Here is a 15220-nt window from a genome sequence, read left to right as displayed (position 1 = left end):
TCAACCTGACCCCGCCCAGAAACGCTTAGGAAATAGCATGCAGGAAATAAAAATAGACTGAATCAGCCACGCCATGTCGACAAAATTGTAGTAACCGCGTACAGCATGGCATGCCATGCTGTACTTGGATGTGCTTATCACATCGTTACCATTTTTTCTTTTTAACGGTATGCTATGTTCTCATGCAATGACAACCCCTATTTTTGATATTCCTCAACATAAGGGATACATGTCATCTGCCTCAAAATAGATACTTATTTTCCCCAGGAGTCCTTCAAAGTCGTCACCCGGTTAAACACCGGCTTCCCAACAACTGAATCCACGCGATCAGCCACAAAATAACCATGGCGTTCAAACTGCAAACGTGTATCTGGTGTGATCGTTGCCAGGCCCGGTTCTACATAAGCACGTACTACTTCAAGCGCATGCGGGTTCAGCAAGGCCATGAAGTCTTTGCCGCCGGCATCGGGGTTGGCGTCCGTGAACAGACGGTCGTAAAGACGGACTTCGGCTTCCAGCGCATCAGCAGCGTTAACCCAGTGCAGGTTGCCTTTGACTTTATAGTTGGCGCTGCCTTCGGTGCCGGATTTGCTGTCGGCGAAGTAGTTGCAATGAACGGCGATGATAGTGCCGTTTTCATCCTTGTCGCAGCCTGTGCATTCAACGACATAGCCATAACGCAGGCGTACCTTGTTGCCGGGGAAGAGGCGGAAGTAACCTTTGACGGGCTCTTCCATGAAGTCTTCCCGTTCTATCCATAGCTCTTTGCCTATCGTGAATTCGCGGTTGCCCAGTTCAGGGTGGTGCGGATGGATAGGTGCGGTGCAGGCGATGTTTTCGCCTTCAGGGAAGTTGTCGATGATGAGTTTTAACGGGCGCAGCACTGCTGTGGCGCGTGGTGCTTTAGGGTCGAGATCTTCGCGCAGGCAGCCTTCCAGCGTGCTGTAATCGATCCAGCCGTCAGAGCGGGTGACGCCTATGCGTTCGCAGAACAATTGCAGGGATTCTGGCGTATAACCGCGGCGGCGTATGCCAACGATGGTAGGCATGCGCGGGTCGTCCCAGCCGTTGACGATGTTTTGTTCTACCAACTGACGCAGCTTGCGTTTGCTGGTGACGACATAGGTCAAGTTCAGGCGGGCGAATTCATATTGTTGCGGCACTGGTTTTTTGAAGAAACCACCTTCTGCCGCCTTTTCTATGATCCAGTCATAGAAGGGGCGGTGGTCCTGGAATTCCAGTGTGCAAATCGAATGAGTGATGTTTTCTATCGCATCAGACAGCGGATGCGTGTAGTCATACATGGGGTAAATGCACCAGTTGTCACCCGTGCGGTGATGGTGGGCATGGCGTATGCGGTAGATGGCCGGGTCGCGCAAATTCATGTTGGGTGACGCCATGTCTATCTTGGCGCGCAGGATGTGTTCACCATCCTTGAATTCACCTGCCTTCATGCGACGCAACAGGTCCAGTGACTCTGCTGGCGCACGGTCGCGGAAAGGTGAGTTCACACCGGGTCTGGAAAAATCACCGCGGTTGGTCGCCATGTCATTTGCGCTTTGACTGTCGACATAGGCCAGCCCTGCACCGATCAGGTATTCGGCGATTTCATACAGGCGTTCGAAATAGTCGCTGGCATAGTGCAGGTGTTCTTCGCCCTTATTGTTCCAGTCAAAGCCCAGCCATTTGACACTGTCCATGATGGTATCGACATATTCCTGGTCTTCTTTCTCAGGATTGGTGTCATCAAAGCGCAGATGGCAACGGCCAGCATAATCGCGCGCGAGGCCAAAGTTCAGGCAGATGGATTTGGCGTGACCGATGTGCAGGTAACCATTCGGTTCAGGCGGAAAGCGGGTGATGACTGTCGGCAGGCCATCACGCGCATATTTGCCAGCAGCCTGGTCATTGTCAATGATGGCGCGCAGGAAGTTGGAAATTGGTGCTGGCGCTGCAGATGCTGCATTGCTGTTATTTTTAATATCTTTGCTCATGGTGAATAAACTTTGTGGGCCTGGTAAGGCCCTCTAAATAGGGAGATGACAAGTATTTTACCGTAGCGCAGCATGGATGGCGCGAAGTTTGGCAAGTCTATTGTCTGGAATGCCAGTTCACTAGAGGGTATCAGAGGGAGCCTGTTCTGAAAAGTGATTAATAAAGCAATAATGAAATATTACATTTCGCTCGATTCAACACGGTTGCGCCCGCAGTTTTTAGCATGATACAGCGCATTGTCAGCCCGTTTCATCATTTCATTGATATTGTCAGGGTGGTAATAGCTGGTGACGCCAAAGCTGGCGGTTTTTTTGCCTGCCACTTCAAATTCGTGATTGGCAATGGCACAACGCAGTTTTTCAGCGGTGGCGATGGCGGCGTGGATGGTGGTCTCGCGGAAAATGACCAGGAATTCTTCACCGCCCCAGCGGCCAACTGCATCCATGCTGCGTACGTGGTCTTGCAAGAGGCGCGCGATATTGATGAGGACCTGGTCACCAGTCTGATGACCGTGCGTGTCATTGACTTGCTTGAACAAGTCGATATCGACGATGGCGATGGAAAAACTGGTGCCATAGCGCTGGCTGCGCTGGTGTTCCTCATCCAGTATCTGTTCCAGTTTGAGGCGGTTATACAGGCCGGTGAGCCTGTCGGTGCTGGACAAGAGTTCGAGGTCATGGTTGCGCAATTCCAGTTCGCGGGTGCGGGCCACGACCAGGTTTTCCAGGTTGGCGTTGACTTCCATCATGGAGTTATGGCTGCCTTCGAGCTTTTCTGCCATCTGGTTAAAGCCTGCTTCCAGTTCCTGTAATTCGCCACCAGAATTTGCGGTGATACGAGTATCGAGCTCACCTTTTTCCATGCGGTGCACGCCATCGAGCAAGCGTGATAATGGCCGTGTCAGGTCCCGGCTCATGCGCATGGCGAGTATGGATGCGCACACCGTACCCACCAGGCCTATCAGCACGCTGAGGGCGACAAAGACATTCTTGGATTGGTGGCTGGCATGGGTACTGAGTTCCAGATACACCCGCCCCAGCAGCTTTTGCTTGGCGGTCTTGTCATTCGCGATACGGTCAAACAGGTCGAAGCCATCGGCTTCCGATTTGCCCTGGTAAATCGGGGCGGCAAAGATCAGTGACTCGTGGTCGCCGCGTAATATCTTGCCATTGTCGGCAGCTTTTGCATGTTCCGGCCCCAGCTTGCTGGGTTTGCCACTGACGGCCAGTACTTTGTTGTCGGCATCGGTGATCACCACGGCTTTGGCGTCATCTTCTTTCATGACTGACTGTGTCAGTGCCTGCAAGACTTCGCGGTTACCGGAGAACGCGCCATATTCACTGGCTGGTGCCAACTGGCGGGTGATGACGGTGCCGCGTGCCTTGATAGCACCATCAATTTCAGTAATGCCAACGATGACAACCAGCAGTACCAGCAGGGCAGAGATGATCCAGACTGGGGCCAGTGCCAGGAACAAGATACGATGGGCTAGTGGCCAGTTCTTCATGGTGCACGCTCCGCGAGTGATTTCAATTTGCGGGTCAGGCTGACTTCATCCTCCATCTCCAGGCTCAGCGAACGGCTGACCTGGGCATTCACATTCACGCTGAAGTAGCGCGGATATTGGGGCAGCGGCAAGTAGCCATTATTCGGCAATGACGCAATGATCTCTGCTACCTGCTGGGCAATCTGGGTGGCAGAGCTATATACGCCAGCCAGCGCACCGGCCTTGACGTAGGCCGCAGAAAATCCAAACAGCGGCACTTTCTGCCGGTAACTGGTCAGCAAGATACTGGGGATATTATTGCGGTTGTAAATGGCGGCATCCGGCAGGGCCAGCAGGCTGTCGCTATTGCTCAGCAAGCGACGCAGGGCGGGTAGCAAGTCAGAATCATCCGTGACGGTTTCAACGTTGATTTGCATCTCCATTTCTTTGGCAATGGCTGGCAAACCGATCAGCATGTCGTTTGAATCTTTGCTGAGCAATAATCCTATGCGGTTGCGTCCTGGCATGCTGGTACGGATCAGGCCCAGTTGCCGGTACCATGGCTGATCAAAAAAAATCGCCGAAAAGTGATGTGGGTCTTGATGGCGGCCATATTGCCTGGTTATTTTCTGAAAGGTATAGCGTGGCACCATCACATTCAGCACCGCCATTGCGGGTGTCTTTTGTGCCATGGCGGTCATGGCGGGTGTGCCTACCGCAATCAGCAGGTGGTTATTGGTATTACGCGGCACATCTTCTGCCTTGTAGGTGCTCAGGTTCAAGACCTTGATGGTATTTTTTGCGTTGCCTTGTGCCTGCGCCAACAGATTGCTTAACTGGCTGGAAAATTCAGTATAAGCAGAGCCTTCTTCACTCAACAAAATGGTGATGGTATCCAACGCTAGCACGGCTTGCGCATACAGCAAGCCCAGGATCAGCCCTGTCAGATTTACTATGTGCCGCAGATGCCGGGTTGACTGCCAATGCATGTTCAAAGGTCCAGTCTGAGATGCAGCCTCAGCGCTCGGCCTGGCAATTCATTGTCGTGCCGGTATTCAAAATACCGCGCATCGGTCAGGTTTTGGGCAATCAGCGAGCACTCGGCAGACTTGCCACCCAGCTTGAACTGATAATTTAGCCTGGCATCTACACGCTTGTTGCCATCAATGAAATAACCACGGTTTTCGCGTGGGTTATAGTCGGTGGCATTGAATTTGGTTTGTGCCATCTGGTAAGCCACCAGGCTGCCACTCCATTGCTCATTGACTTTATGGCTGAGCATGATGTTATGGTTGTATTTAGGTAGCGAATCGCTATACACCACGCCATTCACATTATCACTTTTTACACCACCACCAGAGAGGCCATAAATCAGCCGTGTTTTGTCTGTCAGTTGCGCCTTCAATTGCAATTCATAACCGCGCATGATGGCAGTGCCCTCATTCAGATTGCCACTCGCAGCAGAGCGCTTGTTCCTGACATCAATCAACTGGCTGTAGTCATCATAGAACAGGCGAAAATCCACATCAAGATTGCCGTATTTGCCGATGTAACCTATCTCGCTTGATTTGACCCGCTCTGTCTGCATCTCCGGTAAAGTCGGGTACAAATCTGCACTGCGCCAGTAATTGTCATAGGTTTTTTCATAGACAGAAGGCGAGCGCGTTGCGCGTGAATGACTCAGGCGCAGAGTATGGCCAGGTTGCACATGCCAGTTGACAGCAACCCTGGGCGTAGTGTCAGTGCCGGTATAGGTATTGTTTTCTATCATGCCGCCGACATTGAAGACCAGGTCAGGGCGGGCGCGCCATTCAAGATTGCCAAAAAAACGGCGCAGGTGATAGGGGAAATCGCCATACAGATACTGGTTGTCACCTACCCCAAGATAGTATGGCGCATAAGTCTGGTCATAGCGTATGCTGCCACCCCAGACCAGGCGGGCGTTTGTGAATGGTGAAAAAGTATGCTGCACTTCCAGGTCATAGCGCCGTAATATGGCGTCGCCATCACTGATGCCGTCGGAATCCTTGAGGCGGGCATACACTCTTTCTACCGTGTGAAAGGCTTGCACAGACAATTCGCCACCACCTTCAAGGGCGCGGCGCCAGTGCAGCATTTCAAAATGGTTTTCTGCCCGCCGGCTGATGGCGGATACATTATTGTATTCGCCGACTTCACGCGGCCCGCCGTTATAACCGAACTGGAATTCCAGGGTGTCGTCAGAGGTGAGCTGGTAATCTGCACGCAGGTTCAGATTCTGGATAGTTTTGTTGTCGTATTTGTTCAGGTTCCAGAAAGTGAACGCCGATGTTGGCCGCTGTATGCGGTCATCTTCACCCTTATCTTCCCGCAGACTTGCTGTCAGCCGGTAACTCAGCGCACCACTCTTGTCGCCATAGCGGAAGGTGCCTTCCTTGCGGCCATTGCCAAACGCCATGGAAACAGTTGTACCCTGGGTCTCTGCCGGGTGGCGCGTGATGATATTGATGATGCCGGAATATGAATTGGCACCGTAACTGGCAGAGTCTGGCCCGCGTATGACTTCTATGCGCTCTATGTCATCAAGTACGATGGGCAGGTCGCTCCAGTTGACACCACCAAACAGGCTGGCATACACAGAGCGGCCATCGATCAGGACCTGCATGCGGTCAGATGTGGTGGTGGTGACCATGCCATGATAAGCAACGGTGCTGTCCGCAGAATAATAAGGGTCGGCATGGTAAGCCACATACATGCCTGGCACCAGACGAAAAATCTCGGACAAGTCCCAGGCACCAGAGTCCTTGATCATCTGCCTGTCTATGATGGTGACGGCGACTGGTGCTTCATTGATGGGTTGTGACAGGCGTGAGGCGGACAGCACCACAGGCATATCATCCAGAAAAATCGATTCTTCACCGCCACCGGCGATTGCCACCTGATGCAGCAAGGAAAAAAGCAGGGCAGCGCAACCGGCACGCCTGTATAGGCGCTTGCCAGAATAGTTGCTATGGATGCGAAGTTTTTTTTCTGCTAACAAGTTATGCCCCAGAGCCAGAAAATGCATTGATTTAGAGTAACACAGCACAAGCTGGCGAATGTAGCTTAAATGCAAAGACGAGAGTCACAAGACCTCTTTACGTCGCTGAATTTGTTGTTTTTAGAGCTCAGATATTTGAACATGGGGCATTATTTGGAATTTGCATAATAGGCAAATTAAACGCTGATTTATTGACGCCCTGATGAATTAGCTGGCGCAACTGCCCGCAAAATTAAAATTAAATTAATATAAATTGCATATTTGAAAACTTCAACAAGGCAAAGCTTCTGAACAGCTTGGGCAACAGGTAGAATAGCGGTATGACTACAGAATTAATTACCTCCCCTGAAGCGACCACCGAAGTTGTCGTCAGCAAGCCCTACGAGCCTGCCTTTGTCCACCTGCGCATCCATTCTGAATATTCGATCGTTGATGGCCTGGTGCGTATTGATGATGTCATCAAGGCAGCAGTAAAAGACAAACAGCCAGCAATGGCCATTACTGACCTGGCGAACTTGTTCGCCATGGTGAAGTTTTATAAAGCCGCGCGCAGCAAAGGCATGAAGCCCATCGCTGGTTGTGATGTCTGGGTCAGCAATGATGTCGATCGCGACAAGCCATCCAGGTTGCTGTTGCTGGTTAAAAACAGGCTCGGCTATTTGCAGTTATGCGAATTGCTGGCACAGGCATGGCTGACGAACCAGCATAAGGGCCGGGCAGAAATCCGTTATGAGTGGTTGCAGAGTATTTTTGAAGAAGGCAAGGGCGGTGGCCTGATCGCTATCTCTGGCGCGCACTTTGGTGATGTCGGCGTTGCTATTGATAATGGCAATCTTGAGCTGGCAGAGCAGAACGCCAGGCGCTGGGCCAGCATTTTCCCTGACCATTTTTACATAGAAATACAAAGGGCAGGCCAGGCGAACATGGACAACCATGTGCGCGCTGCCGTGGCCCTGGCAGGCAGGCTCAAATTGCCAGTCGTCGCAACACATCCTGTGCAATTCATTAGCAAGGATGACTATACCGCCCATGAAGCGCGCGTCTGTATTGCAGAAGGCGATATGCTGGCCAATGGCCGCCGTGTGCGTCGTTTTAATGAACAACAATGCTTCAAGACCCAGGCAGAGATGGCAGAATTGTTTGCCGACCTGCCAGCGGCTTTGCGCAACTCTGTCGAAATAGCCAAGCGCTGCAACCTGATGCTGGAACTGGGCAAGCCCAAGTTGCCAGATTTTCCTACGCCTGAAGGCATGACCATCAATGACTTCCTGGTGCATGAATCCCAGCGTGGTCTTGAGTTCCGTTTGAACCATCTGTTCCCGAATGTAGAGAAACGCGAGAAAGAGCGCGCCCGTTATGAGGCGCGCCTGAAGTTTGAAACCGACACCATTATCAAGATGGGTTTTCCGGGCTATTTCCTCATCGTTGCTGACTTTATCCAATGGGCAAAAAATAATGGCGTGCCGGTAGGGCCTGGTCGTGGTTCTGGTGCTGGTTCTCTGGTTGCGTATTCTCTGCTGATTACCGATCTTGATCCCTTGCAGTACAACCTCCTGTTCGAGCGCTTCCTGAACCCAGAGCGGGTATCCATGCCCGACTTTGATATTGACTTTTGCCAGGAAGGCCGTGATCGCGTAATTCAATACGTGAAAGATCGTTACGGCAAAGAAGCGGTGTCCCAGATCGCCACCTTCGGTACCATGGCTGCCAAGGGCGCGATACGCGACGTCGGTCGCGTGCTGGATTTCGGTTATATGTTTTGCGATGGCGTCTCCAAACTGATTCCGTTCAAACCAGGCAAGCAAGTCACGATTGCCGAGGCGATTGTTGAAGAACCCTTGCTGGCTGAGCGCCAGGAAAACGAAGAGGAAGTCAAGACCCTGCTCGACCTGGCGCAACAGGTCGAAGGTATTACCCGCAATATCGGTATGCATGCCGGTGGTGTATTGATTGCACCAGGCAAGCTGACGGATTTTTGCCCGCTGTATACTCAAGGCGGTGATTCTGGCGTGGTCTCGCAATACGATAAGGACGACGTCGAGGCCGTGGGCCTGGTCAAGTTCGACTTTTTGGGTTTGACCACCTTGACCATCCTAGACAGGGCAGTGCGCTATATCAAGATGATGGACCCGGCCATGGCAGATTTTGATCTGGCCAAATTGCCGCTGGATGACAGGCCATCTTATGAATTGCTGACCAAGGCCAAGACCGTGGCCGTGTTCCAGCTGGAAAGCCGCGGCATGCAAGGCATGCTGAAAGATGCGCGTCCTGATCGTTTTGAAGACATTATCGCGCTGGTGGCTTTGTACCGTCCGGGTCCTATGGACCTGATCCCGGATTTCTGCAAACGTAAACATGGTGAGCGTTTCGATTATCCTGATCCCCGTACCGAAGGCATTTTGTCTGAAACCTACGGCATCATGGTGTATCAGGAACAGGTGATGCAGATGGCCCAGGTGGTCGGTGGCTACTCACTCGGCGGTGCGGATTTGTTGCGTCGTGCCATGGGTAAGAAAAAAGCAGAAGAGATGGCAGAGCATCGCCAGATTTTCCGCGATGGTGCAGCCAAGGATGGCTTGCCGCAAGAAAAAGCCGACGAGATTTTCGATTTGATGGAAAAATTCGCGGGCTATGGTTTTAATAAATCCCATGCTGCTGCGTATGCCTTGCTGTCCTACCACACAGCCTATCTGAAAGCACATCATGCTGCCGCCTTCATGGCCGCCAATATGTCGCTGGCCATGGATGATACTGACAAGGTCAAGATTCTGGTCGAAGATGCGATTGATATCTGTAAGCTCAACATGCTGCCGCCAGATATCAATCAATCTGAATACCGCTTCATGCCAGTTGCCGAGCCAGGAAAAAAATCCAGCCAGATACGTTATGGCATGGGCGCCGTCAAAGGCTCTGGACAGAATGCGATAGAAAGCATCATCACCGCCAGAAAGGAAGGCGGCCCATTTAAGGATTTGTTCGATTTCTGCAAACGTGTTGATAAACGCCAGGTTAATCGCCGCACGGTTGAGTCTCTGATACGTGCTGGTGCCATGGATTGCCTGGGCAAAGACCGTGGCGTTTTGCTCGCGACGGTTGATTTTGCACTGGAAGCGGCGTTGCAGGCAGAAGCCGCTGCAAACCAGGTCAGCCTGTTTGGCGATGATGATGATTTAATCGCTCCACCAGATTATCTGGATGTAGCCGTCTGGACAGACAAGAAACGCCTGACCGAAGAAAAACTGGCACTGGGCTTTTACCTGTCCGGCCATCTGTTTGATTCTTATGCGCCGGAAGTACGCCAGTTCATCAAGACTACCCTGGCCAAGCTGGAACCTTCTCGCGACTTGCGCCTGATTTGCGGCATCATTACCGGTGTGCGCACACAGATGACACAGCGCGGCAAGCTGCTGATTGTCAGTCTTGATGATGGCACTGCCGTGGTTGAAGTAACGGTGTATAGCGAACTCATGGAAGAATTCAAATCCCTGTTCAAGGAAGATGAATTCCTCGCTGTACTGGGCAAGGTGTCTGAAGACAGGTTCTCTGGCGGCTTGCGTATCTCGGCTGAAAAAGTCATGGACATAGGCCGCGCCCGTGTGCAGTTTTCTCAGGGTTTGCGCCTTACTCTGACATCCACGACAGACACTACAAAGCTACAAGAGTTGCTGAAGCCACATTTGAATGCTGATGGTTGCCCGGTATTGATACGCTACCAAAATGCCAATGCCAGTGCAGAAATGTATCTGTCAGACCAGTGGCGGGTGAACCCGGACGATGTCTTGCGGCAGAACCTGGGTGAATGGCTATCCATGAAAAACGTCAAAATTGAATACGCTTGATTCCATGGATACCAGCAGTGTATTGCCAGCGGGTGGCGGTTCATCTCAAATGAAGCTGCAAGTGGAGATGCAGACGGAGTCACAAGCAGGCTGGCGCCAGTCCTTGCCGCATCAGATACTGACAGGCTTGCCGCTGACCCTGTTTTTCCCGGTTGGTGTCATGTATGCCGGTGTGCTGCTGTTTTATATCAGTTTGCTGGTATCGGGTGGCTACCTGAAGAAGATGCACAGGATCAGGCAAAGCGCCATGTTGCTGCCGATACTTGGCCTTAGCCTGGTCAGTATCGTGCTGGCGGCGATGCAGGATATACCGCCAGAAATCAGTAAAGAATTCTGGCCAGGGCTTGTGCATTACCAGACGTATTTGTTTCTACTGCCTTTCCTGACCGTGACTGCGGGCGTGTGGCAAAGGCGGGCGATGTATGTTTTCTTTGCTGGTGCAGTGCTGGCGGCAACGCTGTTTGTGGCCAATTTTTTCCATCTCTTGCCTGTCAATACAGTATTTCGCAGCTATGTGATTTATGAGGGTAACAAATCCATCTTGCTAGGCATACTCATGGCGATTGCCGCAGCCTGGATGTTGCATGATTTGCGCAGTCACCGTGACCATCTGGTCTGGCGTGTGCTGGCAATCGTATATGTGGCAGCAGCGCTGGTCTTGCTGGCAAAAACCAGAACTGCAAGTCTACTGTTTTTCATCCTGTGTGGTGTGCTGATCTTGCGCCAGATAGGCTGGTCATGGCGGGTAGTGGCTTTGCCTCTGATCTTGCTGGCAGTACTTGGCTGCGGCTGGAAATATGCCTTGAGTCTGCCGCCACCGGCAACCTGTGAAGTGCGTCTGGTGCAGGCCGGGCCGTGGGAGATTTTTAAATTGCGCAGCCTGTGTACTGTGCATCAACTGCATGATTTTTCCCAGGGACGTAAAGTCAATGACGATGGCATGCGTCTGGAACTTTACAAGATCACCAGCGAGATCATTGCTGAAAACCCCATGGCAGGTCATGGCATTGCTACCTGGATGTATCTCTACCAGAAAAAAGCCAAGGGCCTCATCAGTTCTACCATGACGACGCCACACAATGATTATTTGTTGTACCTGACAGAAGTAGGTGTCATCGGCTTATTGGCCCTACTGGCGATCTGGGCGACCCAATACTGGGTGGCCTATCGTATGGCATGTATGGCTGTGCATGAAAACCCCAACACCAGGGAAATGGCCATGCCCCTGCTGATGCTGACCATCGCCATGATGTTGGGTGGCATGTTCAATGCGATCTTGCGCGATGGCGTGTTTGGCATGGCTTTCATGATCCTGCTGGCGATACCGCTGGCTGGCATGCGGAATAAAAACTAGTCACGCCGCAGATAGATTATTTATGTGCAAGCCTGATTGATTAATTGATTGATTAATTGATTGATTAATTGATTGATTAAGCAGCTTGTGCCAAAGACAGGATATGAATTTCATACTATGAGTTTGATCAATAAAGAAACCATCGATGTGTTCCGCCGTTTGTGGCTGGCCATCACACCTTACCGCTCCCGCGTGTGGTGGGCATTGCTGGCCATGCTGGGTACGGCTTCAACAGAAGTCATGTTCCCCAAAGTGTTGCGCTATATCCTTGACCATGGCTTTCATGGCAATGCAAAAAATCTGGCCTTATGGATGGTGCCAACGGCCATCATCGGGATTTTTTTGTTACGGGGTATTTGCACCTTTACTACCAGCTACCTTATGACCTGGATATCTACCAGGCTACTGAATCAACTGCGTGCCAGGGTATTTGACCGCATCCTGAATGTGCCTATCAGTTTTTATCACAGTGAATCCAGTGGCCGCATCATCAACACTATCATGTTTGAGGCGCAACAAATCGTGGAGATGCTCAAGGTTTCTATGACGACGCTGTTCCGTGATTCACTTACCGTGGTGGTTTTGCTGGCCGCCTTATTATGGAGTAACTGGAAGTTGACCATCATTGCCCTCGTGATGATGCCGGTCATGGCTTATCTGGTACGGGGTGTCAGCAAGCGCTTGCGCAAACTTAATCAAAGCCAGCTGGATGTCAGCAATGAACTGACCCAGGTCATAGAAGAAGCAACCCGCGCCAGCCAGGTAATACGTATTTTTGGTGGCCAGAAATATGAGCAGGACAGGTTCGAAGCCAAGAACGAAAAATTGCGCGGCTATGCCATGCGCACAACCGTCGCCGTGGCATCCACCACACCGTTAACACAATTGGCGGCAGCGATTGCCGTGGCTGTCGTCATCATGTTTGCGGTGTCGCAGGCAGCACAGGATTCAACCACAGCAGGGAGCTTTATAGAATTTGTTGCTCTCATGATGTTATTGCTGACACCTCTGAAACGCCTGGCAGATTTGAACGGCCCCATGCAACGTGGCATGGCTGCGGCAGAATCAGTGTTTTCCCTGATTGATACTGCGCCAGAAACTGATAGCGGCACAGCCTTGCCAGCCCGCGCACAAGGCAAGCTGGAATTTGTACACACCAGCTTTTCTTATCCTGGTCAGGAACAGGAAGCTTTGAAAGACATCAACCTCAGCATAGCGCCAGGTGAAACCATCGCCCTGGTCGGTATGTCTGGCGGCGGTAAGACCTCTCTTGTGAATCTGGTGCCACGCTTTTACACGCCAGATTCTGGCGACATCCTGCTTGATGGCATTTCCTTGCAAGATATTTCCCTGTCCAGCCTGCGCGAACAAATCGCCATGGTCAGCCAGAATGTGGTGTTGTTTGATGACACCCTGGTGTCAAATATTGCCTATGGCGACGCCAATCCTGACCCCGCACGCGTGGCCGCGGCAGTGCAGGCAGCACATTTGAGCGATGTCGTGCGTGATTTGTCCGATGGCTTGAATACGGTAATAGGCGACAACGGCATGCGCCTTTCTGGTGGTCAAAGACAGCGCCTGGCGATTGCCCGCGCCATCTATAAAAATGCACCGATACTGATACTCGATGAAGCCACATCGGCGCTCGACAGCGAATCTGAACGCGCCGTGCAGTCTGCACTCGATGAATTGATGCTGGGCCGCACGACGCTGGTGATTGCCCATCGCCTGTCCACCATAGAACGTGCCAGCCGCATTGCCGTGCTGGTCGATGGCAAGATAATCGAGATGGGTACGCATGCAGAATTGCTCGATAATGGTGGTACTTATGCCAACCTGCATCGCCTGCAATTTGCCGCTTGATGCAGTTCGCTTGATTGTGATTGAAAAGGACGACTCATGACTACCGCGATTTCCCGTTTTCCTGTTCCTGAAATAAAAGACCTGCCTGATGATATACGCGAGAAGGTATTGGCCGTGCAGGAAAAAGCTGGTTTTGTACCGAATGTTTTCCTGACGCTGGCGCACAGGCCAGATGAGTTCCGTGCTTTCTTTGCCTATCATGATGCCCTGATGCTGAAGACCACAGGCAACTTGAACAAGGCAGAGCGCGAGATGATCGTCACTGCCACCAGCGCCAAGAACAATTGCCTGTATTGCGTGGTCGCCCATGGTGCGATATTGCGCATCTATACCAAGAATACCCTGGTGGCTGACCAGGTCGCCGTCAATCATTTGAAAGCAGATATCACGCCGCGCCAAAGCGCCATGCTGGATTTTGCCATCAAGGTTTGCCTGGATTCGCAAAGCGTCAATGATGCAGACTACGCCTTGTTGCGCACACATGGTTTTGATGATGAAGATATCTGGGACATCGCTGCCATCACCGCATTCTTTGGCTTGTCGAACCGCATGGCGAACGTGATTTCCATGCGTCCAAATGATGAGTTCTTCCTGATGGGGCGCACGCCAAGATGAGTGTCGCCGTGCAAAGCCCTGCAAACCGCATACTCGTCATTGCACCTAACTGGATAGGCGATGCCGTCATGGCGCAGCCCTTGCTCCAGTTGCTTAAACGTGACCATCCTGATACTGCGATCGATGTGTTGGCACCCGCTTGGGTAGCGCCAGTCGTGCGCGCGATGGTAGAAGTGGATACGGTACTGGAAACACCATTCAAGCACGGCTCACTGCAATTACGTGAACGCTGGCGCTATGCGCAGATATTGCGTCAGCGTGGCTATGCTGCCGCTTATGTTTTGCCTAACACCCTGAAATTTGCATTGCTGCCCTGGATGGCAGGCATCAAAAAACGGGTAGGCTACAAAGGTGAAAGCCGTTACGGTCTCATCAATGTCATGCATCATGACAGCAAGCTGGTACCGCGTGCCATGGTGGCATTTTACGCTGCTCTGGCAGGCGCGCCTGTAACTGAACTTGTACAGAACTTCCCCAAGCCACGCTTGCAAATGACACCTCCACAGATAGACACAGTCTTGCAGGACATGGGCTTGTCGGCACAGCAGCCTTTGATCTGCTTTGCTCCCGGTGCAGAATTTGGCAATGCCAAGCGCTGGCCTGTCAGCCATTTTGCAGAACTGGCAAAGATCATTCTGCAAACACATCCTGATCCGCAAATTGTTTTGCTGGGCTCACCCAAGGATGTTGAAGTTTGTCAGCAGATTGAGGCAGTTTGTCCTGCCGTTCACCAGTTCGCTGGCAAGACCAGACTGGATCAGGCCCTGGCGCTGATCGCTGCTAGCGACGCGATGGTGTCAAATGATTCTGGATTGTTGCATATTGCCTCGGCATTCAACAGACCTGTCATTGCCATCTATGGTCCGACTGATCCTGATCATGCTCCGCCATTTTCTGATATCGCGCACTCGCTGTCATTGCAGCTGGCCTGTGCGCCGTGCAAGCAAAGGGAGTGTCCTCTGGGTCATCATGACTGTATGAATAAACTCGATAGCCAGATGGTGTGGCAGCCTTTGCAGCCTATCCTTGCAGCATCAGTCGCAGCCTGA

Annotated in this window: 9 protein-coding genes; 5 read left to right on the top strand and 4 right to left on the bottom strand. The window is 51.9% G+C overall.

What is annotated here, in order from left to right:
• Nucleotides 1–254: 254 nt before the first annotated feature.
• The 4 genes from ACO0LG_RS18190 to ACO0LG_RS18175 all read right to left on the bottom strand — a co-directional run bounded on the left by ACO0LG_RS18190 (nucleotide 255) and on the right by ACO0LG_RS18175 (nucleotide 6500).
• Nucleotides 255–1994 (bottom strand): glutamine--tRNA ligase/YqeY domain fusion protein, encoded by a 1740-nt coding sequence (locus ACO0LG_RS18190; RefSeq protein ID WP_423028898.1) that lies wholly within the window; start codon nucleotides 1992–1994, stop codon nucleotides 255–257.
• A gap of 179 nt (nucleotides 1995–2173) precedes the next feature.
• A complete protein-coding gene (locus tag ACO0LG_RS18185; RefSeq protein ID WP_423028896.1) occupies nucleotides 2174–3502 on the bottom strand; it encodes a diguanylate cyclase in 1329 nt (442 codons plus the stop codon).
• Complete coding sequence (locus tag ACO0LG_RS18180; protein WP_423028894.1) at nucleotides 3499–4470, bottom strand: ABC transporter substrate-binding protein; 972 nt, start codon at nucleotides 4468–4470, stop codon at nucleotides 3499–3501. The genes ACO0LG_RS18185 and ACO0LG_RS18180 overlap by 4 nt, the downstream gene beginning before the upstream one ends.
• A gap of 2 nt (nucleotides 4471–4472) precedes the next feature.
• Complete coding sequence (locus ACO0LG_RS18175) at nucleotides 4473–6500, bottom strand: TonB-dependent receptor plug domain-containing protein (RefSeq protein ID WP_423028892.1); 2028 nt, start codon at nucleotides 6498–6500, stop codon at nucleotides 4473–4475.
• Nucleotides 6501–6820: 320 nt separating this feature from the next.
• Between ACO0LG_RS18175 and dnaE the strand changes: the two genes are divergently transcribed.
• From dnaE to waaF, 5 genes are all read left to right on the top strand, one after another.
• Complete coding sequence (dnaE, locus tag ACO0LG_RS18170) at nucleotides 6821–10339, top strand: DNA polymerase III subunit alpha (RefSeq protein ID WP_423028890.1); 3519 nt, start codon at nucleotides 6821–6823, stop codon at nucleotides 10337–10339.
• 4 nt (nucleotides 10340–10343) lie between these two features.
• Nucleotides 10344–11693 (top strand): O-antigen ligase family protein, encoded by a 1350-nt coding sequence (locus tag ACO0LG_RS18165; protein WP_423028888.1) that lies wholly within the window; start codon nucleotides 10344–10346, stop codon nucleotides 11691–11693.
• 117 nt (nucleotides 11694–11810) lie between these two features.
• A complete protein-coding gene (msbA, locus tag ACO0LG_RS18160; protein WP_423028886.1) occupies nucleotides 11811–13556 on the top strand; it encodes a lipid A export permease/ATP-binding protein MsbA in 1746 nt (581 codons plus the stop codon).
• A gap of 36 nt (nucleotides 13557–13592) precedes the next feature.
• On the top strand, nucleotides 13593–14171 hold the full coding sequence (locus tag ACO0LG_RS18155) for a peroxidase-related enzyme (RefSeq protein ID WP_423028884.1): 579 nt from the start codon (nucleotides 13593–13595) through the stop codon (nucleotides 14169–14171).
• An 8-nt stretch (nucleotides 14172–14179) separates the two neighbouring features.
• Nucleotides 14180–15220, top strand: coding sequence for a lipopolysaccharide heptosyltransferase II (gene waaF / locus ACO0LG_RS18150; protein ID WP_423028882.1), 1041 nt, complete (start codon nucleotides 14180–14182; stop codon nucleotides 15218–15220).

Origin of the sequence: Undibacterium sp. Ji42W (assembly GCF_049340405.1) — a bacterium.
Lineage (GTDB): Bacteria > Pseudomonadota > Gammaproteobacteria > Burkholderiales > Burkholderiaceae_D > Undibacterium.
This window is presented reverse-complemented; position numbering and strand designations above follow the sequence as displayed.